This is a genomic window from uncultured Rhodospira sp. (genome assembly GCF_937138205.1).
Lineage (GTDB): Bacteria > Pseudomonadota > Alphaproteobacteria > Rhodospirillales > Rhodospirillaceae > Rhodospira.
The window spans coordinates 1-25,987 of sequence record NZ_CAKZOT010000044.1; the positions used below are offsets into that span (position 1 = coordinate 1).

A 25,987-nucleotide genomic window follows, 5' to 3' on the forward strand; every position below is an offset into this window, starting at 1 on the left:
CAGGGCGACTTGGGAATCCCCCTTTGAGTCAGATCAGGCGTCGGCCGGTATCATAGACCATCATCTTGGCGTCGTATGACGCCGCGTCGGCGTGCAGAATCACGGCCTCGCCCGCCGTGCCGGTGAACTGGTAGCTGTCCAGGCCGTTGGTATCCAGCGTGCCGCTTTCGCTGCCGCCGCTGGTCAGCGAACCGCAGCATACGCTCTCGCCCCCGATCAGCAGCCAGAGGTCGAACGCCCCGCTATCCGTCGGCAGGGCGGCTTCGATCTTCACGGAATATGTGCCCGTATCCGGCAGGGTGTTGGTGACGCGCTCGGTGGCGTTGTTGATCCACGAGACACCGCCGGGTCGGGTGACGCTGATCTTGACCGTGTATTGGGTGGAATATCCTTGCAGGATCAGGCCCTGACCGGCATCACCGTCAAAGGTGTAGGTCATGCTCCCGCCCTGGGTGATCGCGCCCTGGGTTTTTGAGCCGCTGGATATGGATGTGGCGTGCGCCGGGGCGGTTTCTGTCAGGAGTACGAAAACAAACAAAAGCCCATAGAAAAGACATCTCATAATACAAACTCCCGCACAGAAAATATGTCCGCTAAATATGCAAAGACAAAGTCTAGTACAGGTTGTATTTACATAACTTTAATTGCCGTTTAAGTATCGGGAAAAGCGAGATAATGGAGAGAGTGGAGCTTTCTTTTCTGTGATGAAAGAGTACCGAAAAATCTTTCGACACAGGGAATACTAGAATCCGGCCTATCCCGCGTCGGCCTTTATTCTACCTCCTCATCCGCTCGGCAATCGCCTGTTCCTCGGCCCCGATGGCATTGCCATAGATTGCCGTGGTGGATAGCTGGGCGTGCTTAGCCATTTCTGCGCCATTTTGAGTGGGATTGCCGCCAGCCGCTGGGGAACCGCCCTTGCCCACCTTGTACGGCAATGCGGCACGGGCAAGCGGTCACGAAGGCACCGAGAATGGCCGTTAGCAGATTCTACTTCGGCTTTTTCGGCCCCTTGGGCCGGAAATGCAGATTGAAGTCCTGCCTCAGCTCGCCGGGCTCGATGATCTGATCCGGGTCCAAGTCCATATCGTCGGGATGAAGGCGCGCATAAACATGCACGTCGCCGAGACCAACCACGTAATAGCTCCGCAACAGCTCTCCGGCATCGAACGGCACCTTATCGCCGGGCCGGACATAGATGTCGTCGTCTTCCGGCTCCGGATCGGGCAGGTCGTCAGCCCAGCCCGGGTTATCCTCCGCAAAGGCGTATGGGTCGCACTCATAGTCATAGGGGTCATCTTCCGGGTACAGATCATCCTCCGGATCATCCTGTTCCCAATACGCCCCCGGCAATTCTGTCGCCTCCGGCTGCGCCGCAAACGCTCGCTCCCATGGCGGCACCCAAGGGGGCTCGAACACCGCCGTCCAGGGCGGCTCCCAAGCTGGCAGATGCGGCTTGGGCGGCACCAGCCCCGGCGGCAGCCATTCATCCGCGGGCGCGGGCGTCGGCTGTGGCACGGGGAACCATGCCGGGTCGATCTGGATCGGCTCCGGCCGTGGGCCGCGCGGCCTCGCAAACCAGTTGAACAGCGCCCGGATTCCCAGCAGCCCGGTGAGCTTGTTGAACAGCCTCTTGAGGCTGAACCGTGCCTGCGGTGGTTCAGGATCGACGGGTTGTCCGGTCCTGCGGTCCTGCTCCTCCCGTCCGGAAGGACCGCTTATCGGTCGTAGCCACCGCCACGGTCGGGTGGCCGGTCGCCGGATGGATCAAAGTCGGGCGGGCTTGGATCGCGGGCGCGGTCCAGCTCCTGCTGCCGCGCGCGCTCCTGTTCGCGGCGGTGCATATCTTCAAGCTGGCGGTGCTCGCGCTCGAAGGTCCACTCCATCTTCGCGCGGTCGTTTTCACGATCGCGCAGCAGTTCTTCCATGCGGGCCTCGCGGCGCTGCTCGTCGCGCGCGTCTCGTTCTTTCTCGCGAGCCTGGCGTTCGTCGTGACGGTCCCTGACGCGCTTGCGGTCGAGCCGGTCCTTGAGCTTGTGATCGAACCGCTCGAAGCCCGACTTGCCTTCCATTTCCTTCCAGTCGGTTTTGCGCTCGATCTCGCGCCGCTCCTGAATCTGGCGATTGACCAGATCCATCTCGCGCGCGATGCGCTTTTCCCAGTCCTGCTCGAAATACGCCCTGCGGCGTTCATGGTTCTGTTCCAGCTCGGCGCGGGCTTCCATAAGCGCGGGGTCTTCCGGGGCCAGGATGGGCGGCGCGTCTTGCGCAGGCGCATCCCGGTTTTGCGACTGATCCGCACCGTCCGGCCCTTGATCGATTTCCGGGGTCTCGGTCAGGCCTTCTTCCGCGTCTGCGCGGCCCTTCGCGCTGTTGCGGGCGTCGCGGCGCTGCTCTTGCAGCTCGCGGGCCGCGTTCACGTCCGGCAACGCCGACATATCGATATCGGCGATCTTTTCGCGGATTTCCTTCGCCTTGGCGGATGTGATCTGGCGGTTGAGGCTGTGGACCTCGCCGGCGATATCGACCACCACCATGGCGCGGCGGTCGCCCCGCGCCAACAGATAACCCGCATCCTCAAGCGCGTTCCGGAACGCCTGGCCGTTATCGGCGCGTTCATACAGGCCGGTGATCTCCGCCTTGCGTTCGCGCGGGTCGAGCTGGCTGCGCTCCATCTGCTGCCATTCGGCGTGGTTCAACTCCGCCATGGGCAATTCTTGTTCCATGTCGCGCTTGTACCATTTGCCGGGCACGTGCTCGTGGCCGAACTCTTCCTCCAGCCGGGCGCTGGCGCGTTCATGCTTGCCGTAGGTGAAGGCGTCGGATCGCAACGTCATCGTCTCGACATCCGTGCGCGCCCAGACGACATGGATATGCTCGCGGCCCTCCTTCTTGTGCAGAACGATGACGCGGGGCTGGCCCTCGAAGCCCAGCTCCTGCTCCAGCACGTCGGCGCAGCGCTCCCATTGTTCGCGGGTCATGGGATAATCGGCATGGGGGTCGATATTGGCGTGGTAAAGGCCCTTGTAGCCGCGCGTCCCGGCGGTAAGCATCTGCATGTGCCGCAGGGCGTGCTCCAGGTCTTCCAGCGGCACGTCCCGGAACTCCAGCGCCTCGACGCGCTCATTCGTGTCCTCGCGCTCAAGGTGCTTGGCAAGCTTGGCCGGGGCCGCGCGGCTTGCGCCCTTGATAATCACGACGCGCCCTCCCGCCCGTCCGGCTCGGACCGCCCGTCCGGGTCGGACTCCCGCCAGCTCGGAACGGCTTCATGGCCGAACGCGGCTTCCAGGGCGCGGGCGGCCCGCTCATGTTTGGCATAGGTGAAGCTGTCCGGGCGCAGCGTCATCGTGTCGATATCGGTGCGCCCCCAGATGGCATGAAGATGGGCACGGTCGCCCTGCTCATGCAGGACAAGAACACGCGGCAGGTCGTCATAGCCCAGCTCCTGCTCCAGCATGTCGGCGGCATGGAACCACTGCTCACGCGTGAGACTGTACTCGGGGGCGGGGCGGATTTTGGCGTGATAGAGGCCCTTCCGGCCCATTGTGCCGGAGGCAAGCAACTGCATATCGGAAAGGGCTTCCTTCACCTCCCACACCGCCACATGCCGAAACTCAAGCGCCTCGACGCGAGTGTTCTCCGATACGTCGTCCAGGAGCCGCGTGACCAGGTCGAGTGAGAAGCCGATGCTGTTGCCCGTGATGATCATGCGTCCATCCCCGGCTTCCACCCAAGCGCATGGGCGGCGGCTGCGTGGATTTCGGCGAGGGCGACCACAGCGGCCTTGATGTCGTCGGACAGGCCGTTCGGGTCATCGCCGCTGTTCACGGCGCGGGCGATCTGGTTGACGTTGGAGCCGATCTTGCCGAGCTGGCTGAGAATGCGCACCAGCTCCTCCCTGACGACGGGCGGCTTGCGTGCGGCGCGGGGGCCGGGTGACCCGAGCGCGGCGGCGCGCATGTAGGCGCCAAGCGTGAGGCCGGCATTATCGGCGGCGGCGAGAAGGGCCGCATGCTCCGCGTCGGTCAGGCGGATATGGACCGTCTTGTTGCGTTGCCGTTTTTCGCTTTTTTTGGTTGCCATACCGCCGCCCTCCGCCGTCGGTCTCATGCGCATCCAGGGGCGCCTCCCCTGGCCGGGTCCAGCATGGCTGCTGGTGCGGGTACAGGGGGCATCCCCCTGTCGCGGGGTCGAGGGGGTTGCGCGAACCCTCTCGCCGGGGTGCAGGGGCGGCGTGTCCTGCTCGTCATGTCGGGCCGAAACCCGACGCCGCATCCAACCGAAGGGGTTGGCCGCTCCAGCACGGATGCTGGTCGTAAGCCGCTGCCGAAACAGCGGTCGGGATCGTCAAGGGCGAAGCGCCTTAACGCGGTGTCCAGCCCGAAGGGGGCTGGCCGGTACCGGGGCCGGAAACCCGGTCGTTTGTCCAGCGCCGAAACGCTGGCCGGGGGATGCAACGGGGGCCGGAGAGCCCCTTGCCAAGCCAGGCCCGAGTCCCGCAACGGCGGGGCCGGGCCGTCTGAACGGTGATACCGTTCACGGCTTGCCTCCAACCTTAACGGCAAATCTGGATCATCAACTCTATCATGGATATGCTTAAGACGCCATTAACACTTGCGCCTGTGGGCCGTCCTGCGGACGGCGCGCGGAGTTATGATCCGCGCATGCTCGGGGCCGTTATCCGGCCCCGCTTGTGTCGCGATGCGACACCGATGGAGATGCGATTTGCCTTGCACAAATCGCATCGACTCCTTGTAGAACAAAATGGCGACAAACGGAAGGCCGTAAATGTGAACATACAAGCCCGCGAACTCCTCACCCTCGCCGCGATCGGCATCGCCGTTCCGTTCCTCGCGATCGCCCTCACCGGCGACGATATGCCCCTTGCGTGGGGGCACGCGGCAAGGTCATCGGTGGCGGCCGGGTTCATATTTCTGGGGCTTGGCGTTCTGGCTCTGTTCGGCATCCCCAAATCGGCAAAAGAGCCGGAGGATGACGAGGACGACGATGAAGATGAGAACCAATGGCGCTGGCGGCATATCCGTCTGTGGCAGCTCTGCCTGGGGCTGGGCTTTCCCCTCCTGCTCTATGCCGATGGCGTCACCGGCGATAACGCCAACTTCGCCCGCATGCAGACCATCGTCACCTTCTGGCCCGGCGTCGCGGCGCTCGGTTATGTCTGCCTCATTATCGGCGTGCGTGCCTACGAAAGATTCTTCGGCGAGACCATCGACGAGCCCGAACTGACGAGTCACGGCTCGGCCCGGTTCGCCGACGATAAGGAGATCAAGAAAGCCGGTCTGCTGGATAAGGGCGGCGTCTATCTCGGCCAGTACCCGGACCTGACCGATGAAGGGCTGTGGTTCGACGGCGACGGCCATCTCATGACGGTCGCCTCGTCCGGGGCCGGAAAAGGCGTCTGCTCGATCATCCCGAACCTGCTCTTGTGGCAGGGCTCGGTGATCTGCAACGACCCGAAAGGCGAGAACGCCGCCATCACCGCACGGCATCGCCGCGCGATGGGCCAGGAGGTCCACGTCCTGAACCCGTGGGGCCTGCATAGCGACCCGCCGTGGGATTTGCCCTGCTCGGCCTTCAACCCGCTCGACTGGCTGGACACCAACAGCGAAGACGTGGGCGATGACGCCGCCATGATGGCGAACGCCCTCGTGCTGCGCGACAAGGGCACGTCCGGCGTCGAAGGGCATTTCGCCGATGAGGCCGAGTCCCTGTTAAAGGGCCTGATCCTCTACGTCGCGTTTGTGGAGACACCGGAGCGGCGCAACCTGATCACGGTGCGCAAGCTCCTGTCTCAGGGGCCGGAAGACTGGACGGCCACGCTCCAGGCCATGTCGCGCGCGCCCTATGCTGACGGCCTGGTCGCATCGGCCGCGAACCGCTTCATGTCGAAATCCGACCGGGAAGGCCCGGCAGTCCTCTCGACCGCGCAACGCCATACGGAATTTCTCGATAGCAACCGCATGCGGCTGGTGCTGGGCACGTCGGATTTCGACCTGGTGGACCTCAAGCGCAAACCGATGACGATCTATCTTTGCCTGCCCTTTGAACATGTCGGCGGCCAGTTCGCCCGCTGGCTGCGCTTGATGATCACACTGAGCCTGACGGCGCTTTCCCGAACGCAAGGCCCGACAAAGCCCGGCGTGCTGTTCCTGCTCGACGAATTTGCCGCGCTGGGGCATCTGCGGATTGCAGAGCGCGGCATAGCAGAGGGTCGAGGCTACGGCGTGAAGATGTGGCCGATCCTGCAAAATCTCAGCCAGCTCAAGGACACCTATGGTGACCGCTGGGAGAGCTTCGTCAGTAACTCACGGATCGTGCAGTTCTTCGGCACCAACGATCTCTTCACCGCGAAATACGCGTCCGACCTGCTTGGCAAGACCACGGTGTGGTCGAGCGGATCGAGCGGCGACAGGGAAAACATCAGCGAGACGGGCCGTCCGCTGATGACGCCGGACGAAGTGATGAATCTGGGACCGAATGAAGAGCTGCTGTTCTTCGGCGCTGAGCTCCGCCCGATCCGGGCGCAGAAGCTGCCCTATTTCCATTCGACCTTAAACGAGCTTGCCGACCCCAACCCCATGGCACCGGAGCATTACGACCAGGCGGGGAGCTGACAGTAAATCCCGGATATTTAATAAAGAATTGCGCCGTTAATATTAGATTCGACTCTGACGTGTATAATATCTCCCATTCTATAAGGGAGATAAAAAATGGAGATGTTCAAACAACAAACCCCGTTTGATATTCGTATCATCGATTCCAGCGGCACGTTTCTCGGCGTCATGGAGTTCGGCACCGTTTCCGAACTCTGCCGCCATATGCGCCATCATGGCCTGCCCGAGGGGCAGGCTTTTTGTTTGGCGGGGCTGGATTTGCGCGGCGGCTATCTCAGGCAGGCGCGTCTGGCCGGTGCCGATCTATCCGGCTGCAATCTCGAAGGCGTCTGCCTGAGCGGCGCGGATTTGTCCGGGGCCGATCTCGAAGACATAAACCTCAACGGTTGTTCCCTCAAGAATGCCGGCCTGCGCGGCGCGCGGCTGCGCCGCGCCAGGCTGGTCGCAGCCGGCATGTGGTGGGCGGACCTTGAAAGCGCAGATCTGGAGGAAGCCGATCTGCGCCACGCCAATCTCAACGGTGCCTGCATGGAGGGCGCGAACATGGCCGGGGCCGATCTCGGCGCGGCGGCGCTGGCTTGGACGGATTTCGAGGGCACGAACCTCGAAGGGGCCAGTTTGTTCGACGCCTATGCGCGCGGCTCGTTCTTCAGGGGCGCGGATATGCGCGGCGCCGACATATCGGGGGCCTTCCTCGACGGGGCGGATTTCCGCACGGCGCATCTGAAGGGCGCATGTATCGACAAGGCCAATATGTGCGGCGTCCATGTCGTCTCCGCGCAACTGCGCGGGACCGAGGGCACACCGGCGGTCGCGCCGCCGGTCATGGCGGAACACGCGGAACGAGGCGCGCCATGAGGCATCAACAGTGGATTGTCTGCGGGCCTGAGTTCATCGAGGGCGACGTAATCCGCTGGCATGAAGGCGTGTTCCTGCCCGACCGGTATAACCGGGGCCAGCGCGTGAAGGTCGGCGACCGTGCGGTCACGGCGCAGGTTCTGTTCGATCCGGTTGATGGCAACGAAAAGCTGGAGCTTGAGGTCGTCGCCAGCGAGGGCAAGAACGCCTATCAGGTCGGCGACACCGTGCGCCGGGCAAGGCGGACGGTCGGCCATGACGATACCGAGCGGCTGGCATGGTCGGACGAAGAGGCCCGCGCCTCGGTCGTCGGTTCCCTGCCGGAAGCCCGGCTCAGGGCCATGCGCGAAACGCAGACACAGACCTCGAAATCAACGACACAGCCAGGCCATACCCGGCAGGCACCGCGTAAAGGTGCGACCGGCGCACCGTGGCGCAGGCACAGACGCAGGGCAAGCGCCGGAGCCTTCGTCGCAAAACCCTAGCGGGGCTATGACCACAGGGGATAGCTGACAGACGCTCCTGCCAGACCATCCCTTTGGTGAGACAAAGGACCGGCATCCCTTCGGAGCCGACGCGATCGCGGCATCAACGCGCGCAAGCGAAAGGCAGGGACGTGCCGCCGGAGGCGGCGCGCTGGATCGTTCTGATACGAACAACGCGGTGCGCGTCCTTGCCGGAGCGCGCACGTTGATACAATGACTGTGAAAAAACGAAGGGAGGGCCGCCTAAGCGGCGGCCCGGTCTTCATCGTCATCGCTGTCTTCCTGCTGTTCGGCCTGACCCGCCGGGTCCTGGAGGCCGTGGAGGAAGTCCGCGGCGCGCTGCGCGTGCGCAGCCGCCGTGAAGATGGCGCGGTGATCGTTTTCGAGCACCTTGAGCCAGTTCGCGATATAGGGCGCGTGATCCTCACGGATCGCGGGCTCGATATCGAGGTCGGCACAAAGGAACGCCGCGCCAATCTCAGCGACCAGTTCCTCGCGGGCATACCCGGCATCGCCCCATTTCTCGCGGCCGAAGCTGCGGTCGAGGCGCGACGGGTGGCGAGTCCAGTGCGTCGTTTCGTGACCGAGGGTCGCGTAGTAGCTTTCAGCGGATTTGAACGCCTCGAAGGGCGGCATCTGGATGTAATCGCCGCCAACGGCGTAGTACGCTTGTCCGCCGCCGGTGCGGATATCCGCGTTTGTGTTGCGGAAGAACGCTTCCACGCGGTCGATCCGCTGCACCGGATCGATGACCGGCTTGGCGAGCTGCGTGTAGTGTTCGGGCAGCCCGTCGATCTGGTCGGCGTTGAACACCGTGTATGCCTTCATGAAGGGGACATTCACCTCGACATCCTCGCCGGCGTCGTTCTGCTCGGTCTTGCTGATCGTGTTGGCGTAAACGACGGGTGATCCCTTCTCGCCCTTGCGGACGAAAGCGCCAAGTTCTTTCGCCTGCCGGAAAGTGAGCCAGTAAGGCGAGATGAAGCCGCGATCCTGGGCGGACCACCACAGCATCAGGACGTTAATGCCGTTATAGCCGACACCGTTGTGTCGTAGCGGCCGCGTGATGCGCCCGGCTGCGTGTTCCGCGTTCCAGGGCTTCGCCCACGGGCGCACGCCCTGTTCAAGCTCGGCGATGATGCGGTTGGTGACGTTCTCGTAAAGCTCCTTGATTTTTGACATGATCCTGTCTCCGAAATTCGTGTCCTGAAAAGCGAAGGGGCCGCTGGTGAGCGGCCCCTGTTCGCGTTATTCCCCGTTGTCGTCCTTCGCCTTCGGCGCGCGGATGACCAGTTGCCCGTTGGTGGGGAAAGCTTCCAGAGAGACGTTGAAGCCCTCGCCGTCCTCGTGTTTCCAGGCCGCGCCGATCTTGGTCCAGAAGCCTTTCCTGTCCTTGCCGCCGCCCGAGACCATGTAGACGTTGAAGTCGGGTTTCCTGTTATTCGTCTTAGCCATCTGTTTTCTCCTGTTGGTTGGTTGTGAACGAAGTACGCCTCCCGTCCGGCCGCGTCGGCGGGCGCGGCGCAAACCTGCGGACAGCGAATGGAGCGGGCGCGCAGACGCAGTCGGAGCAACACGGGAGCGACCGTCCGCACCCGGCAGGGCTCGGGATTGCGCCGCGCACGGCAGCGGCCAGGGTCCGGCGTAAATGAGTGACACCGGCCTACAGGAGTGATGGCGGGATGATCGGAAACCCCACCGGCCAATGTCGGTCGGTGGCAGTAATCAGAAGGACAGGAAGGTCAGGACAGAGCGCGGCCAGCAAAGAAACAGGCGCCAGCGAGGTAACGCCTCAACGGCTGGAAGCCCCCAAACAGGGATTCACATCAGGACATCAGCCGAAGGCGATTGGACAACAGGGAACGCGACGGGGCTACAGTCGAGAATATTTCAGCGTCAGGGATTTGAGGTCATGGCAAAGCGGAGGATGCTGAGGTTGCCGTCATCACCTGGAATATCGCGATGTGTATCGGACCAGTCCGCAAGTAATGAGCTCTGCCGGACAGATTGCTTCTTCGCGGATCACTGATACTCGTTCGGATCAGCGCTTTCGGCGGCCAGGGAAAATTTTCGTCCAGCGGTGGATTTACATGTCTGTAAACAGGTACTTTGACGGTGGAGGTCTCGCGATGCGTGTTATCGATATGCTAAATTGTTCAAGACGAATGATATTTGAGAATGCCGTGAATGGTTTTGAGTATACAGGCCGTGGGACCTGCTTTTTGTGCCGCTACGGGGACCAGGATTTTGCTGTGACCGCACGGCATGTTGTGGCGGACTATGATGCGGACGCGATCAGAGTTCTTTTTCATCAGGGTTCCCGCCATTTTGTTCCGCACAATGCGCAAATCACAATCAGGGCCGATAAACTGAACTCAACGGCAAATCCTGGAGATGATGACCCGGACTGGCGTGATATCGTGTTCTTTCCGCTGGAGCGCACCCTTTACAGTGACAAAGAGTTTGGCGATCAGCCACCATACCCTGTTCCCTTCCGTAAATTGATCTGGCGTCCTGATGATGACGGTCACTTCATCATGAGGGGGTTCCCTCACGACCTTTCTGCCATCGACTACGATAACTCGGTTATGCATGAGCGAGCAGCGCAACTGGAAGCGGACCTTGACGGGCCAGCAGCAATGGACCATTGCTATGAAGTCAAGTTTCGGGACTTATCACCGTTCTCCACCTTGGACGGCCTGAGCGGAACGCCAGTTTTCTGGGTAGGAGACGACGAACCGCGCAGCCACAGGCTGGCAGGCATGATGCTGCGGGCAACCTATTCCAGCGCAACGGGCTTTTTCTTGGATGCGAACGTGATCGTTAATGCCCTCGACAAGGCACTTGCAGAAAGTGACATTGAAGAATGAGTGAAGATGATCCGCTGGAATCAGTAGGCAAGGAACTCCGCGCCGAACGCGAACGCTATGTGGCGGAGGTTTTAGAGTCGCGGCCTTTTCAGGATGCCCTGAATTACCTTGAATCGATTACTGCTCATATGCTGCTGGCACAGAGCTATGTGCATCTGCAGGGCAGTCGTTTTTCGGCAGGCGAGGACTATTTGCTTTTCCGGTTTGCGCCGCACCTGAGTGAGGCGGCACTCGCTGTGATGTTCTGTGCCAAAGAAGGGATGCAAAACGCCGCACGGCGTGAGCTCCGTTTCCTTTTGGAAGCCGCCGTGAAGTTGTCATCGCGAGACACGCATGACGATGCCACCACGTTCGAAGACCGGCTTGCGGGACTTGGTGACAAAGGCAAGCGCTTTGAAGACTATGTGGACGAACTGCTATATTTCGAGGAGTTTGAAAAGCCGGAAGAAGCGAACGCCGAGGCACTGTCTCTGTACAGCGAACTATCGCAATATGTCCATGCGAGTGTGCCCCAGTTTGAAAGCACCATGGCGCGCTCCCGGCGGGGCGAGTCACCCGGCATGGAAACAGTCGCCACACTCAACAAATTCAACAAGCTGGTATTTCGCGTCTACGACCTGGTGTTGGTTCGTATCTTCTACGGCGTTGGCCTGAGCTTGGCCGGCGACATTTTCACCACGACCCTTGATGACCAGCCGAAATGGCGCTTCCACAAAGGAAAGTTTGTCGGACGGATGTCTCAATGCTTCGACTACAAGCACGAACGTCGTGTCCGGCGCGGCGAAATCTGATGCTACGCGCCAATGCGCCGCAACAAGCGAGCCTTACCGTTTCTGTCGGAGTATACAATTGCGGAGTTATGGGGTCAGTGCGTATTCGACGCATGACGCTATAGGAATGAAAAAAGCCGCCCGGCGCGAGAGCACCGGACGGCAAGTGACCGCGGTCAGTCCGCCTCTTCGGAAGAGGAGTCGGCCTCCGCGTCAGCGGACTCGATAGATACCGGATCGATGGCCGGGAACTGCATCGCTTCGGGCAGCCACGCATTGGCGCGTTGCTGATCCTCGTTCGGATCGGTCGCTTCGGCTGCCTGTATGAAGTGACGTTCCATCAGCTTCACCAGATCCGACTTGGTGAGACGGGCGAACGGCCCTTTCTGCAAGGCTCCGGCTTCGCCAGCAATTTGCGTAATCTGGTCCTTGGTGCGGCGGGACAGGAAAGCCGCATCCGGCGTCCAGTGATTACGCATGGCGACGTCGAGGTCCCGTGCAACATGGTTGAACAGGCTCTTCTCGTCCGTATCGAGCGCGTTGCAATGGGATTGACCGAATTCCAGCGCGGTCAGCAGCGCCAGCAACGCATCAAGTTCGGAATCACTGAATTCCTTCAGCGTGCCGTACAGCGCCGCCGGATCGCAGGAGAGATATTTCAGCCGTATCCATGCGGGCGCATCTTCGCGGCCTTCGATCGGAAGATGGGTGATACAGCTCGCAGCGGTCTCATTGACGGTGACGTAGCTTGCCGGCGGTTCGTCCAGCTCTTCGAAGGCATGCAAGGCTTCATGAGCGTCGTGATTACCGATCAGCCGACCGATTGCGAGAATCTTGCAGACCCTGGGATGGGCCAGAAGCTCCGCCTGAACGGCCAGCGTCTTGTGATACGCCATGTAACGGCACAGCGGCGTGCTGTAGGCCGGTCTCGGCTTCGATGGGGCCGCCGGAGTATCGGCGGTCGCCGTCGCGGTGTCACGGTCGAGATCGTAGGGAACGGCGTTCTCACGGATATCGACATGCCCCTGCGGGGACAGGTTGATGATCGTGATGCCGTCCTCGCCGTCTTCGGCGTCCCGGTACTGCCAGTTCGGAATCGAATAGGCATTGGTGACTTCCACCGTGACGCCTTCGGCCTGGAGCTGTTCGGCCTTCTCGTTGACAGCCTGTTCCTGCAATTCGAGGAACTGGTCCGTGTCGTCGAAGAAGGTCTGATCGTCGCTTGCGAACAAATCCTTCGTGAAGGTGCCCGTATAGCGTTCGACCGGAAAGATCGCTTCGGCCACGGACGGTTTGCTGTCCAGCAGATCGTGCCTGATATCGTCGATATCGGGCGTCCAGCCCCTCTCGGTCGCATACGTGACCTCTTCGAGAATGCCGCGCTGCCGGTCATGGGAACCGAGCGTCATGACCTCGGCCACCGCCAGCGTGATGCGATTCTCGCGAAGGGCCTGCTTGACCTCGTCGCACAGACCCGCGATCGCCAGCCTGCGCTTGACCGTGCCGACCGACTTGCCGGTTTCGGCTGCGATGTCATCGAGCGTGACGCCGTTGCGGGCCAGCTCCGCGAACGCTTCGGCCTCGTCCACCGGGGCCAGGTTCTCACGCTGCACGTTCTCGACCGTGGCGATGCGCAGCTTGTCGCGTTTGGACAGCTTGCCGCGAATCTCGACAGGGACTTGGTAGGTCTCGTCGATATCGCCGCGCTCGCACAGCAGCCTCAGGGCGCGGAAGCGCCGTTCGCCGCTGATGACGCGGTAGGTCTTGCCGCGTGACGGTGCGACCACGAGGTTCTGCAACAGCCCGTCGCCGCGAATGCTGGCGGCCAGTTCGTCGAGGCTCGTGTCCTCGATGACACTGCGCGGGTTGTGCGCGGGCGGCCTGAGATCGGCCAGTTGGATGGATTGCATGTTCATTGTGATGACTCCTTTCGTCAATTGCCGGCCGCGCCCGTCGCGGCCTTTCACGGCAGTCGCTCGGGGGACGGCAAAGGACGGAGGCGCAAGCTGTTTTTTGCTGCGCGAGGAGCCCGCCAGGGCGGGGAAAAAACCGCTTGCGGCGAGGGCCGCCGGCCCCAGGCTGCCCGTGATGAAAGGCCCGGGCGCGGCCCGCTGCACAGAAAGGAGCACGATGAGCGGCATGACAGCGGCGGCCATGGCCGCCGCCACACCGTTACAGGCCAGGCCAGGAATCGGGGCGCGTTAGCGGCCCGACGCGCGAGGGAGCGTCACTGGAGGGCCGAGACCTTGCAGAGCCCCGGCGCGGCAGGGGCTCGGGGAGCGCCGAAGGCGCGAGTAGCGCCCGGTCCGGCTCCGCCGGACGCGCCGACTATCGATTTTTACCCTTTCGCCATTGGAAAAGAGCCAAATTGGTGTAAAACTGGTGCACCTATCGGGAGTTGTACTTGTGGCTCGGACGAAAAGCAAAAAGAACAGCGTGCGCCTGTCCGTTACTCTGGATGAGAAGGAATACGCTGAGCTAAGCCGGATTGGAGCGGCGCTCGATCTATCGGCGGCGTGGATGATCCGTCGGGCTGTATCCGAGTTTGTGGCACGCAATCGCGAGAATGTCGCACCAGACCTTCCACTGCGGCGGCCCGAATCGGAAGCTGGGGGAACAAAGAAAGCTGGGGGCTCAGGTGGTCACTGACCAGGCGGCAATACAGCCGGAGACGGCCGTTGAGGCACAAGACCGTTCACTGCGGTCGCTTGACGGAGTCCGCCCCCTTTACATGCTGCCAACCGATCCGCTCGCGGAAGAAGTCCTGATTCCGGGATTTCAGGAGGCGGGCAAGGTTGACTGTATGGTCGGGTTCTTCTCAAGCGAAGTGCTGGCCGCCCTCGCGCCCGGACTCGCAACCTATATCGCCGGCTCGCAAAACAGCTTCCGCCTCATCATAAGCCCGCTTCTGCGCGCCGAAGATCAAGCCGCTATTGAGGACGGCCTGAAATCGGCGGACGAGGTCGCGGACAGGATTCTGGAAGAATTGACTGTCACGGAAGACCTGCTTCAGCAGCACACATTGAAATGCCTGTCTTGGCTGCTGCGGGAAAGACGTATCGAAATCAAGATCGCCTTGATGAAGGATGCGCTCTTTCACCCGAAGGTCTGGCTGTTCGAAGAGCGTGAGGATGTCGTCACGGCGCATGGATCAAGCAATGTGACCTATGCGGGGATCAGGAAAAACATCGAGCAGATTGCGGTATCGCGGTCGTGGCAGGATCCGAACCAGCGCTATATCACGGACAAGCTACGCTACGAATTCGGCCGCTTGTGGGAGAACAAGGACGAAAACTGCCTTGTTATCTCGCTCCCGGAGGCCGTACGGCAGCACCTGCTGCATACTTACAGCTCCGAAGCACCACCGTCGGAAGACGAGCTTCGGGCACTCTACGGCAAGGCTTCGGGCCTTGCGGAAGAGCCTCAGTCATACGAAGCCGAACCGGCTTCAATCCCCGGCACGGGGTTCACGATACCGGACTGGCTGGAATACGAGGACGGCCCGTTTGAGCATCAGGGCAAGGCTGTTGCCGCCTGGTGCGACGCCGGATATCGCGGTGTGCTGGAAATGGCGACCGGATCGGGCAAAACGATCACTTCGATGATCGCAGCCCGTCGGCTTTACGAGGGGCATAAGCCACTGTTGATCGTGGTCGCCGCGCCCTACGTGCCGCTGATCGAACAATGGTGCGATGAAATCGCCCCGTTCGGAATCAAGCCCGTCAATCTGACAACGGCGGGCAGCGCCGCCAAACGCGCAAGCGAGCTTCAGAAGCTCAAACGGCGGCTTCGCACCGGTCTGTCGGATATCGAAGCGGTGGTCGTCAGCCACGATACACTTTGCACGCCGGAATTTCTCGATGCGGTGAAGTCATTCGATTGCGCGCGGCTCCTGATTGCGGATGAGGCCCACAATCTTGGCCGTCCGTCTTTCATCAACGATCCGCCGGAGTTCTTCGAACACCGTCTCGGCCTGTCAGCCACGCCGATACGTCAATACGACGAGGAAGGAACGGAGGCGTTATTCGACTTCTTTGGTGACGTCGCGTTCCGATTCACGCTTGAAGAAGCGATTGGGCGGTGCCTGGTTGAGTACGACTATTACGTCCACCCCGTCTATCTCACCGAAAGCGAGATGGGTGAGTGGTTCGACCTGACAGGCAAGATCAAACAGAATGCCTGGCGCGGCGAAGGCGGTAAGCCCGATGATTACCTGGCAAAGCTGCTGCGCGACCGCCGCGCATTGCTGGAAACGGCGTCAGGCAAGGTCTCGATGCTCAGGGAGCTTCTGGACAAGGAGGATGCGGGCAGCTTGCGGCACACGCTGGTTTATACGTCAGACAAGGGGCCGGACCAGCTCGACAATGTGAATCTGCTGCTCCGCGACAAGAATATTCTGTTCCACCAGCTCACGGCTGAAGAAACTGCTAACCGCGACCAGACCAAGCGGATCATCCGGTCATTCCAGGATGGCGAGATACAGGTCTTGACCGCCAAACGCGTGCTCGATGAAGGGGTGAACATACCGCAGATATGCAAGGCGTTCATTCTTGCGAGCACAACGGTGGAACGGCAATGGGTACAACGGCGTGGACGCCTGCTGCGCACATGCAGCGCGATCGGCAAGACGCACAGTGTCATTCATGACCTGCTCGCCTTGCCGCCGGGGATGGATGAAGGGCTTGACCCGGATGCGCGTGCGCTGGTGCGCGCTGAGCTGCGCCGCGCCCAGGAATTCGCACGGCTTGCAAGAAATGCGGGCCGACCGGACGGGCCGCTGGCGATGATCGATAAAATGGTGGACGCCGCGTACCTGTAACGCTTGGGGGAAAAGACATGCCATTGAACGACAAGAAGATCATCTCGATCATCCTTGAGCAATGCGAAGGGATAGATGAGAAATGCGACGGCTACAGAGAAGAACTTATCGAGGTGATCTCGGAGATTCTTGAATACGAGCGGGGCCACCGCGTATCGGCAACGAATATTCAGAAAAAGATTAACGAAAAATGCAATGCCGCCGCACGGTTCCTTGCGGCACAACGCGGCCATGATACTGGTACGGAGGAACTGGACTCATGAAACTTCTCCGCGCTGAATTTCAGAATTTTCGGATGCTCCGCGACCTGGAGCTTAATTTCTCCAGCGATCCGGAAAAGAAGCTGACGGTTATCCGGGCGGCGAACGAGTCGGGCAAAACGACAATCCTGCATGGATTGCAGTGGGCGCTCTACGGAGACGCCGCCCTGCCCGGCAAGGGCGAAGGCTTTCGCCTCCATCCCATCGATTGGAATGCCAGCGAAGGCAAGCGCGTTCCGATTACGGCCACCGTCGAGTTCGAGCTGACAACATATCGCCGGGTGTCGGGTGACGTACGCGAAACGCGCCGTCGATACCGCCTCGTACGCTCGGCATTCGAGGATGTGGACAGTCAGGCGCGCCGGTCGGCCTCGACCGTCAAGTTGTTTGCGCTGAACGAAACAGGGGCAAGCCCGATTGATGCGCCGGAAGCGGTGATCAATGACGAGTTGCCGCCAGAGTTGCGGGAGGTCTTCTTCACCGATGGCGACCGGGCGCTCAGCTTCATCGAAGCGGATGTCGCCCTGTCCACCAAGCGTGAGCGGGTGCAGCGGGCTATACGCTCCCTGCTGGGGCTCGGCGTGATCGACGACGCGATCAAGCATGTCCGCAAATCGGCATCGGAAGTGAACAGGAAAGCAAAACAGGTCGGCAGCGGCAGCGAGCTGAACCGGATCGCGTCGCGGCTCGAAGAGATGGAGAACGACCGGGAGAAATTCGAAGCCGACCTCGAAGACGCGAAGCAGCAATTCGGGGCCTTCGATGAGAAGGTCGATGACATTGACCGTAAAATCGCAGCCGCGCTCCAGAAGGGTGACAAGGAGAAGCTGCAAAAGGATCTCGATCAGGCGAAGCGTGAAATCAAGCGGCTTGACGACCAGCTTGCTACAGCAAACAAGGAACACTCGGCACTGTTCCGTAGCCGCTCCATCGCGACAGACCTGCTCGCCCCCCTGCTCGGCCGCGCTTTCGAGAAACTCGAAGAGCTGCACGATCAGGGGAAAATTCCCAACACGACGATTCCGGTATTGCAGGATCGGCTCTCAGCAGAAATCTGCATCTGCGGCGAGACGCTCGAATCCGGTGACCCGGGCGGCGAGAAGCGGCGCGCCCACATACAGAAGCTCATCGACGACAGCCAGCGGGCCGATGAAATCCAGGAGATTATCACGGACCTCTATTACGGAGCCAAGCCGCGCCAGGCCGACGGAGACTCCGGATCAAGCGTCTGGCTTGAGGAATACAAGGCAGTCGTCGAACGCCGCGATGGCTTACAGACACTGCGCGACGAAGCGGGCCGGAAATTTCGTGCGCTGGAAATGCAGCTCGACGAGCTTCCTGACACCGATATTCAGGGCCTGCGGGAAACGCGCCGTCAATACAAGGACCAACGGGACCGGCACCTGTCCCGGCAGTCCTCCATTGAGACACAACTTACCGGACTGCGGCGCGAGCGCGAAGACCTAGAGGCTAACCGTGATCGTTTGCTGCGCGAACAGAAGAAGGGTGCGCGTATTCTGGCGGAACTGGAAGTCACCCAGGATGTGACAAAGGTTCTCCAAAGCGCGTATGAGCGGATCACGAACGAGGAATTGCACAAAGTCAGCGAGCTGATGAACAACATATTCATCGAAATGATCGGCGCGGACCCGGAGCAGGGGGCGATCATCCGGCACGCCGAAATCAGCCGGGAATTCGACATCATCGTCTACGGGCCAAACGACAGGACGCTCAACCCGGATCGTGACCTGAACGGGGCGTCGCGGCGCGCCCTCACCCTCGCCTTCATCCTGGCGCTGACGAAAGTCAGCGAGGTTGAAGCTCCCAACGTTATCGACACCCCGCTCGGGATGACCAGCGGCTACGTCAAGCGCTCGATCCTGCGCACGGCGGTGCGCGAAAGCTCACAGCTTGTGCTGTTCCTGACGCATGACGAGATTGCCGGATGCGAGGAAATTATCGACGAAGCTGCGGGCGTCGTCTTCACGCTGACGAACCCGGCACATTACCCGAAAATGCTCGTCAACGATCCGGGCGTTGCCGAGCGAAAAGCTCTCCGCTGCGAATGCGACCACCGTAGCGAATGTCAACTCTGCCAGCGCCGCGCGGATGCGCAGGCTGAGCTGGAAATGGCGTCATAGGAGGCGACGATGGCGGACAGATATTTCAACCCGTTCCAGGCAATCGACATCAACGTGCCGGTCGAGTTCCACGAGGCGTTCACCCGGTACTGCCAGCGAAGCGCCGACGCGGTCATTGATCAGAGCCCGTTTCCGCGCATGGTCGATCTGTGGTTTCTCTCGGTCTGCGTAGCCGCGCGGCTGGGCCTGGAGCCAGCCGACACCACTAAGTACGACACTCGAAAGATCATCGACGGATCGATCTTCGGCAGCGACCCATGGCGGGTGCACCAGCTCATGCTAATCGCGATCGGCAAGACCGGCGACGTGCATATCGTCTCCGAGCCGCGAAAGATGATGACGCTGGCCAGCGGCCTCGCCGTGGCTGGGCTGCCAAAGGTCATTGAAATGCTCAAGGACGGCGATGCGGAGCCGATCTGGAACCTGTCTGATGCAGTCGACTCTCTGCTTCGGAAAGAAAAGGCTGCGTAAGCAAGAAATTATATTTGCACTCTCGGGGAATAATTTAGTTTATCTAAGAAACGTATTTGCTTGTGCTTAGCGGGCCGCAAAACAAACGGAGATAAGGCTTGTTCAAAATATGTGCGCGAACTGTGTTGGAACTTGGTGCAGAGCTTATTAGCTCTGACGTGATCGCGTTCTATGAACTGATCAAGAACGCATTTGATGCCGTGTCTCCGACGGGCGCAGAGATTCGTTTCGAAATCGCCTTGCGGCGAAATGATTACCTGAAATTTCGACACCGGGCGATTGAAGGCCAGGCGGATTTGCCGCGCCTGAAATCGGATGTCGAGAAGGCGCTGGACCCGTCAGCGCCGGAGGACTCTCTGGAACGTATTCGCGAGGGCATAGACGCCGCCCGAGACGTGGAATCGTTCGTTGAAGCATTGGATGCGCTTCACGCGTCCGAGAATAGGATCATCGTGTCCGATCAGGGAACCGGCATGTCGCGCCAGGACCTGATCGACAATTATCTCGTGATCGGGACGGCGTCCCGGAAACGCGCAATCGACGCAGCGCTGGCCGAACATGCTTCAGGAAACCGGCGCGCGCCCTTCCTGGGCGAAAAGGGCATCGGCCGATTGTCCGCGATGCGGCTTGGCGACAGGCTGACAGTCGAAACCGCCGAGGCCGGCGACAAGCGCCTCAACCTGCTCAAGATCGACTGGTCGGCTTTCGACGATCTCGACGCGATGCTGGATGAAATCGACGTTGCCCCTGAACGTGGCGCGTCAAAGCCAAACAACGACTGGAGCGGCACGCGACTTATCATAAGCGCACTGAGCGCCGACTGGACCGATGACCGGGTCAAGTATCTCGGCGAACACGATTTTGCGCGGCTGACCGATCCCTTCGCCGACGCAAAACGCCGTCCACGCATCGCGATATTCTGGAACGGCACGCGCATCCCCGTCGCGCATATGGACCGCAATCTGCTCGCGCACGCGCATGCATCGGTAAAAGGACGATTCCTGTATAAGGACTCGCAGCCGGTCCTGCAATGCACCTACGAAGCGCGAGACCTTGGTTTCGAGCACCCCGTTGAGATTGAGAATCGAGAGTACCCCTTGGCTGATCTGGAAGGTTCGATCAGCGGGACTTCCGGCGAGGTGCCTGTATCGGCCCTCGACGATCTGGGGGAGTTCGACTTCGAAATCTACTGGTTCAACCGCCAGAGGCTGGGGCGCATCGACAGTATAGGGGACCGAAAAGTCGTGCGTGACTTACAGCGGCGCTGGTCAGGAATCCTGTTGTTCCGTGACGGGTTTCGCGTCCTTCCCTATGGTGAAGACGATGATGACTGGCTTGCGCTGGACCGCCGGGCACTTGCAAGCACGGGCTACCTTCTGAACAAGACGCAGTTCGTCGGCCGCGTTACGATCTCGCGTCTGGGCAATCCCTTGCTAATTGATCAGACAAACCGCGAAGGGCTGCGTGTTTGTCCGGAACAGCAGGCGTTCATCGGTTTGCTGCAACTCGCCATCCAGTCGCAACTTCGCGGCTTTATGCGGGAAGTTGATCGTCGTCATAAGGATCAGCCTCTGAATATGAAAGAGGCCAAGACCGACGTATCGCATCTCGAAAAAAGAGCCAAATCCGCCTTGCGCGAAATCAGGCGCATGGCGCCGGAATCCGCGGAGATCGTCGAGCAACTGCAACACACTTTCTTCGAAATTAAGGAATTCTTCGACCGGGCACAGCGCCGCATCGACGAAGTGGAAAGCGAAAACCGTCAGATGGTGCAAATGGCCGGTGTCGGGTTGCTGGTCGAAGTTGTCGCGCATGAGCTGGCGCGGTCTACGGAGAATGCGCTGGCGGCCCTTGAGAACCTTCGCGGCAAGGAAGTGCCGGACCGGATCAGCGGGCTGCTCAACTCGCTCAGATCGGAGATGACATCCGTCAGCAAACGCGTGCGCGTGCTCGATCCGCTCAGCGTATCGGGCCGTCAACGCAAGGAGACGTTCAACCTGGGGTCCTTGATTGAGGACATATTGAGCGGCCACGAACTTCAATTCGAAAGACACAACGTCAAACTCAAGGTGAACCTGCCCGATCACGCCGTTCGCATACGCGCGGTGAAGGGAATGATCGTCCAGATTCTTGAGAATCTCCTTTCAAACTCGCTGTACTGGCTTGATTTGCGAAAACAGCACGAACCTGATTTCCAGCCGCACATCTCGATCTCGCTGGAAGTGGATCCATTGACCGTCACATACGAGGATAACGGACGGGGAATCGCAAAGGAAAATCGGGAAAACGTCTTTCGCGCATTCTTCTCTCTGAAAGAAAAGTCCAAGCGCCGGGGGCTCGGCCTGTACATCGCGCGGGATTGCGCCGAATACCACGGTGGCAGTCTCGCACTGGACAGTCACGTCAATCGCGATACCGGCCGCCTGCATCGTTTCGTCCTCCAACTGCCTGATGAGGTCGTGGTCTCGTGACGGACCTGAAGGAATTGCTCGAAGCGCGCGGAATACGGAAGGCGGTCGTCATCGACGATGTCTTTGACGATGTTCCACGTCCGGAAGAACTCAACGAAGGGGACTGGTCGATCTTTTTCGACGATCTCAGCGACGAAGAAAAGGAACTGCTGAAAACCCTTCACGAAGGATATGAAGAAGCATCCACGGACGATCTCAAAGCCTCGCCGGAGTTTATTGCCGTTGTCTGGCAAAATCGGGAAAACCTGCCACAGGCTCGCGAGCATCTGTTTCGGGAATACGAACAGACAAAGGCCACGGAGCGCGGCGGTCTGGACGCCCTTGTCGCAGCCTTGGAAGCGCTTGAGCTCACCTGCACCACGATGGGACGAGACCTTGTTGCGGAAGCAAGGGAAGCCGAGCTGATTTTCATCGATCTCTTTCTCGGTTTCCAACAGTCTGAAGACGACATGACACGCGCGATACAGCGTGTCGGCGAACTTGTCGAAGGCCGCTTTGCAAACCCGCCGCTGGTGGTCCTCATGTCACGCAGTCCGCGTCTTCAGGACAAGCGCAACGAATTTCGGGATACGGCCGGTCTCCTGGGATCGACGTTTCGCGTAGTCAGCAAGACCGATCTCGCCAAAGACGGAACGCTTGACACCCTGTTGACCAGGCTTGCGAACCACTACGAGGATGCGAAGCGGGTCGCGGGCTTTGTGCATGCATGGGACAGCGGCCTCGATCAGGCACGACAAAACTTCATCGGGATACTGCGCCGGCTGGATTTATCCGATTTAGCGCAAGTGCGGGCGCTACTGCTCGACTTCGAGGGACAGAATCTCGGCGAATATCTTCTGGATGTCGCCGACCGGGTCTTGCAGCATGAAATCGAAGACGATGACACCACCATCGCGGCTGCGCTCGAACTAAACAAAATCGACCTGGCGAAGTACCCCGCACCACATCTTGTCGGCTCTCCGGATTTGCAGGAACTGGTCCATCGGATGGTCTTCCTGCACCCCGATCGCCTGCAATTGTCCGAAGACAATGGCAAGGTCCAGTTGCAATTCGGAGATGTCCTGCGATGGAAGACGGAAGACGGCAGTCAATACAGCGATGATGTCTCCCTTGTCGTCAGCCCTGCGTGCGATCTCGTACGTGATGGCGGGACAGAGCGCGTGATGCTGCTCTCGGGCAAGCTCGAAGAGCTTCAACCGAGAAACTGGTCATACAAAGCGGGACCGGTCAGAACCGCAATTGTCATTCTGCCCGGCGAAGGCCGCAAGTGGATCAGGTGGAACCTCAAGAATATCCAGAGCCTCGACTGGGATGAGCTGGGTAAGTTCTTCGGTGAAGAAGAAAAGGTCCGGCGCATCGGGCGTCTTCGTGAAATCTACGCGATAGAAATCCAGCAGATGCTGCTTGCCGATCTCGGACGGATCGGACGGCCTGCGAACCTGCCCGTGCCGTTCCCGGTCTCCGTATCTCTGTTCTACGTGGATGCCGAGGCCAAGGCGCGGAGGCTTGAGGTGGAGGCGATTGAATCCGCGGCCTGCTACGTGGGACGCGGGGAACGTCCGGAACCTGTTCACAGGCTGGTACTTCCGGAACAAGCCTGCGACCACATTGAACAGGCGTTGCACGCTTTGGACCGCGACGCAGTGCACAATTCGGCCAAAGCCAGCCTGGACGCAGTAAAAGGTGATAAAGGTTTTTTCACGAGGTTCGAACGCGGTGAAATTGAAATGTCCGATGACAAGGGCACGAAAGAGATCAAAGGGGACGGTAACCAAGTCTATGCCGTGATTATGCGGGGGCAGGAATTCGACGAAGGCAGCGACGTCACCGGCAATTCCCGGAAAGCCGCATTGATCGTCAAAATTTCGGACATCCAGTCATCAGCCAATGAATGATGAGCCGAAGGCGGAGCATGAAAGCTGAAGACGAAAAGCTGTTAACGCCGCTTGAGGCCGCACATCATTTCGGAATAACAACTGAACTCTTGTTTCAGTTCACTAAAAGGACTTTTGGAAGATCGGCAGGTTTACGAGCGCTTGAGACTGTCGAGCATAAGGGGCAGACGCGCTTCAGTTTGTCCGAGCTAAACGCATTCGACAGCCTACTTGGCGGCCCGTGGTCCAATTCGTCAGAAGACCGTCCCGCTATTCCAAAAGCCATTCTCGACCATCTTCGGGCAGAGAGCCGGAACCAATGTGCACGTTGTGGAAGTGGTATCGGCGTGGACACGGCGCATATTCGTCCGTGGAAAGACAGCAGATCACATCACCCTAATAATCTTATTCGTATCTGTTCGGCATGCCATCGTGAACACGACTTTCAGAACAGCCTTTCGGCGGAAGAATTGCAGGCGCTCAAGGATCGCTTAATCGCCGGAACACGTGCCAATTTGAAGGAGCGGATGCAGCCGTTGCATAAGCATCTGCGGCCACCACGCCCTTTGCGCGACTTCGTTGGCAGAGAGAGCGAACTCGAAACCTTGGTTGAAGCCCTGCGATCCGGACGTTCAGCCGCAATTTTCGGTGTTGCCGGAATCGGAAAGTCGGAACTTGTGCTTCAGGCACTTGACTGCTGCGAGACCGGACGCCCGGTGCTTTGGTGCAACATCGAACAATACCGAAAGGTTGCCGATGTTACGTCGGCGTTGCAGACCGCACTTTCTATTGAAGGCATAGAATGTAGCGATCAACAGCTTTCTTCGCGGCTGGATGCCATACATGCATGTGTCGTGTTCGACGGTATCGAGCAGAGCGGTCTGGATAACCTCGATGAGTTTGAAGACACCGTCGATACCCTTTTTCGTTCAACGAGCGACACGCAGTTCGTTTCAACAAGCCAGGTCCTGTTGCATAGACTGCCAGCCGAGGCGCGGTTGAAGCTCGGAGGGTTAGAAGAAGCGGCTAGTCGCACACTTTTGGTTCAGTCCTGTAACGGAGACGACGATTCTACCTATGCCCATGAGGAGGGGTTGCTAGACTTTTGCGATGGACATGCTTTGACGATCAGGCTAGCCGGAGCTCTGACGGTGCATTATGGCGGCACCGCTGCGGCCTTGGACGCTATTTGCAACCGCGGTGTCGAATCGGTCGGACTGCCAGGGCGAAAACGCCATTCCCGTCGAACGAATCTCGAATTGTGTCTCCAGACCGCGTACGAAGCTCTATCACCCGGTAGTCGGCAGGTACTTTGGGCACTAGCGGAAGCACCAGCCGGTGTTTGGACGCATTACATAGCTTACGAGTGGCTGGAACTTGATGGCATTGCCGACGCCTTGGCTTCACTGCGAAAATGGCATCTCGTCGACGTAGCCCATATTGACAACAATCTCAGTCGGACACGGATACTGAACCCGGTGCGTCGGTTTGTGACGGATCGCGGTAGACAGGAAGACCTCCGTTTATATGAGGAAACAGTGCGGCGGACAATCCAGGGATTTGCCATGATGGTGGCAGTCCTTGAACTTAACTATGATACACCCGAGGACACCCCATACGCACTCCAGCGCTTTGATCATGAACTTCCCAACTTGTTGCACGTTCTCGAGGTTGCGCAAGAAAGGATCGAAGACGAAGAACTTGTATTAACTGCGCTGTCGGTCGTTCAATCCTTGATGCGATTCTTTTTCGTTCTGAGACTGCCGGAGCAAGGCGCGCATGTCTTGTATGATGCTACCGACCTCGCAGTTCGAACCGGACACTTTGAAAGAGCAAGCGGATTGGCAATGCAGTTTTTGACCCTCGCCCAACGCACCGGCGATGAGTCACTGATTGCCAAAGTGCAAAGGATAGTCGATCAAATCGCGTCCTCAACGACCGACCTGGAAGTGCTGTCGGACGTGGCCATGTGCCGGGCTCTTGCTGCTCAGAGCCGAAAAGATTTCCCAGAGGCCGAGCGGCAAGCCCGGCAGGCATTTGAAGGTTATCGCACAGTGGGGCGAGCTTTGAAGGGCAAAACAGAAGCGGATGATGATCTTGAAGCGAAACGCCAAGGTTTGCACAACGATATTTCGAATGCGCTTGGTATGTTGGGATTTGCCCTCCTTTCTCAAGAGAAATATGGGGAAGCTGCACAAGCGTATCGTCATTCCCTTCAGCATCAGCGGGGTGCTTCAATCGGCGTGAATCGTGGGCAGACACTGCATCAGATTGGGAATGCGTATTCCACGGCATCCGGACACCCATTCCACCAACATCCGGACACCCATTCC

At 59.7% G+C, this 25,987-nt stretch carries 21 protein-coding genes; 13 read left to right on the forward strand and 8 right to left on the reverse strand.

What is annotated here, in order from left to right:
- Nucleotides 1-28: 28 nt before the first annotated feature.
- From Q0309_RS05055 to mobC, 5 genes are all read right to left on the reverse strand, one after another.
- Complete coding sequence (locus Q0309_RS05055) at nucleotides 29-439, reverse strand: hypothetical protein (RefSeq protein ID WP_299438116.1); 411 nt, start codon at nucleotides 437-439, stop codon at nucleotides 29-31.
- Between the two features lie 551 nt (nucleotides 440-990).
- On the reverse strand, nucleotides 991-1,518 hold the full coding sequence (locus tag Q0309_RS05060) for a hypothetical protein (RefSeq protein WP_299438118.1): 528 nt from the start codon (nucleotides 1,516-1,518) through the stop codon (nucleotides 991-993).
- A gap of 200 nt (nucleotides 1,519-1,718) precedes the next feature.
- Nucleotides 1,719-3,095 (reverse strand): relaxase/mobilization nuclease domain-containing protein, encoded by a 1,377-nt coding sequence (locus tag Q0309_RS05065; RefSeq protein WP_299438120.1) that lies wholly within the window; start codon nucleotides 3,093-3,095, stop codon nucleotides 1,719-1,721.
- 98 nt (nucleotides 3,096-3,193) lie between these two features.
- The gene (locus Q0309_RS05070; protein ID WP_299438122.1) at nucleotides 3,194-3,709 is read right to left on the reverse strand and encodes a relaxase/mobilization nuclease domain-containing protein; all 516 of its coding nucleotides are present in this window, start codon (nucleotides 3,707-3,709) and stop codon (nucleotides 3,194-3,196) included.
- Complete coding sequence (gene mobC / locus Q0309_RS05075) at nucleotides 3,706-4,083, reverse strand: plasmid mobilization relaxosome protein MobC (protein ID WP_299438124.1); 378 nt, start codon at nucleotides 4,081-4,083, stop codon at nucleotides 3,706-3,708. Before mobC ends, Q0309_RS05070 begins: the two co-directional genes overlap by 4 nt.
- A gap of 707 nt (nucleotides 4,084-4,790) precedes the next feature.
- Here mobC and Q0309_RS05080 point away from each other — a divergent pair.
- The 3 genes from Q0309_RS05080 (at nucleotide 4,791) to Q0309_RS05090 (ending at nucleotide 7,978) form a co-directional block, all read left to right on the forward strand.
- Complete coding sequence (locus tag Q0309_RS05080) at nucleotides 4,791-6,635, forward strand: type IV secretory system conjugative DNA transfer family protein (RefSeq protein WP_299438126.1); 1,845 nt, start codon at nucleotides 4,791-4,793, stop codon at nucleotides 6,633-6,635.
- A gap of 96 nt (nucleotides 6,636-6,731) precedes the next feature.
- Entirely contained in the window at nucleotides 6,732-7,493 is a 762-nt protein-coding gene (locus Q0309_RS05085; protein ID WP_299438128.1) for a pentapeptide repeat-containing protein, read from the forward strand.
- On the forward strand, nucleotides 7,490-7,978 hold the full coding sequence (locus tag Q0309_RS05090) for a hypothetical protein (protein ID WP_299438130.1): 489 nt from the start codon (nucleotides 7,490-7,492) through the stop codon (nucleotides 7,976-7,978). The genes Q0309_RS05085 and Q0309_RS05090 overlap by 4 nt, the downstream gene beginning before the upstream one ends.
- Before the next feature lie 243 nt (nucleotides 7,979-8,221).
- Here the strand turns inward: Q0309_RS05090 and Q0309_RS05095 are convergent, their stop codons facing one another.
- Nucleotides 8,222-9,160 (reverse strand): zincin-like metallopeptidase domain-containing protein, encoded by a 939-nt coding sequence (locus Q0309_RS05095; RefSeq protein ID WP_299438132.1) that lies wholly within the window; start codon nucleotides 9,158-9,160, stop codon nucleotides 8,222-8,224.
- A gap of 66 nt (nucleotides 9,161-9,226) precedes the next feature.
- A complete protein-coding gene (locus Q0309_RS05100) occupies nucleotides 9,227-9,433 on the reverse strand; it encodes a hypothetical protein (RefSeq protein WP_293330443.1) in 207 nt (68 codons plus the stop codon).
- Between the two features lie 674 nt (nucleotides 9,434-10,107).
- Here Q0309_RS05100 and Q0309_RS05105 point away from each other — a divergent pair.
- Both Q0309_RS05105 and Q0309_RS05110 read left to right on the forward strand, forming a co-directional pair.
- Nucleotides 10,108-10,848, forward strand: a complete 741-nt coding sequence (locus tag Q0309_RS05105; RefSeq protein ID WP_299438135.1) for a hypothetical protein — start codon at nucleotides 10,108-10,110, stop codon at nucleotides 10,846-10,848.
- Complete coding sequence (locus Q0309_RS05110) at nucleotides 10,845-11,639, forward strand: hypothetical protein (protein WP_299438137.1); 795 nt, start codon at nucleotides 10,845-10,847, stop codon at nucleotides 11,637-11,639. The genes Q0309_RS05105 and Q0309_RS05110 overlap by 4 nt, the downstream gene beginning before the upstream one ends.
- Before the next feature lie 155 nt (nucleotides 11,640-11,794).
- Here the strand turns inward: Q0309_RS05110 and Q0309_RS05115 are convergent, their stop codons facing one another.
- Nucleotides 11,795-13,774 (reverse strand): ParB/RepB/Spo0J family partition protein, encoded by a 1,980-nt coding sequence (locus Q0309_RS05115; protein WP_299438139.1) that lies wholly within the window; start codon nucleotides 13,772-13,774, stop codon nucleotides 11,795-11,797.
- 280 nt (nucleotides 13,775-14,054) lie between these two features.
- On the opposite strand from Q0309_RS05115, the gene Q0309_RS18580 reads away from it, so the two are divergent.
- The 8 genes from Q0309_RS18580 to Q0309_RS05150 form a co-directional block, all read left to right on the forward strand.
- Entirely contained in the window at nucleotides 14,055-14,267 is a 213-nt protein-coding gene (locus Q0309_RS18580; protein WP_366940564.1) for a ribbon-helix-helix protein, CopG family, read from the forward strand.
- An 82-nt stretch (nucleotides 14,268-14,349) separates the two neighbouring features.
- Complete coding sequence (locus Q0309_RS05120; RefSeq protein ID WP_299438141.1) at nucleotides 14,350-16,437, forward strand: DEAD/DEAH box helicase family protein; 2,088 nt, start codon at nucleotides 14,350-14,352, stop codon at nucleotides 16,435-16,437.
- Between the two features lie 17 nt (nucleotides 16,438-16,454).
- The gene (locus Q0309_RS05125; RefSeq protein ID WP_299438143.1) at nucleotides 16,455-16,700 is read left to right on the forward strand and encodes a hypothetical protein; all 246 of its coding nucleotides are present in this window, start codon (nucleotides 16,455-16,457) and stop codon (nucleotides 16,698-16,700) included.
- Nucleotides 16,697-18,838, forward strand: coding sequence for an AAA family ATPase (locus tag Q0309_RS05130; RefSeq protein WP_299438145.1), 2,142 nt, complete (start codon nucleotides 16,697-16,699; stop codon nucleotides 18,836-18,838). Before Q0309_RS05125 ends, Q0309_RS05130 begins: the two co-directional genes overlap by 4 nt.
- A gap of 9 nt (nucleotides 18,839-18,847) precedes the next feature.
- Entirely contained in the window at nucleotides 18,848-19,309 is a 462-nt protein-coding gene (locus tag Q0309_RS05135; protein WP_299438147.1) for a hypothetical protein, read from the forward strand.
- A 158-nt stretch (nucleotides 19,310-19,467) separates the two neighbouring features.
- Nucleotides 19,468-21,780, forward strand: coding sequence for a sensor histidine kinase (locus Q0309_RS05140; RefSeq protein ID WP_299438149.1), 2,313 nt, complete (start codon nucleotides 19,468-19,470; stop codon nucleotides 21,778-21,780).
- Nucleotides 21,777-23,675, forward strand: a complete 1,899-nt coding sequence (locus tag Q0309_RS05145; RefSeq protein WP_299438151.1) for a hypothetical protein — start codon at nucleotides 21,777-21,779, stop codon at nucleotides 23,673-23,675. Before Q0309_RS05140 ends, Q0309_RS05145 begins: the two co-directional genes overlap by 4 nt.
- 17 nt (nucleotides 23,676-23,692) lie before the next feature.
- Nucleotides 23,693-25,987 (forward strand): HNH endonuclease (locus Q0309_RS05150; protein ID WP_299438153.1); only part of this gene is annotated, 2,295 nt, incomplete at its 3' end.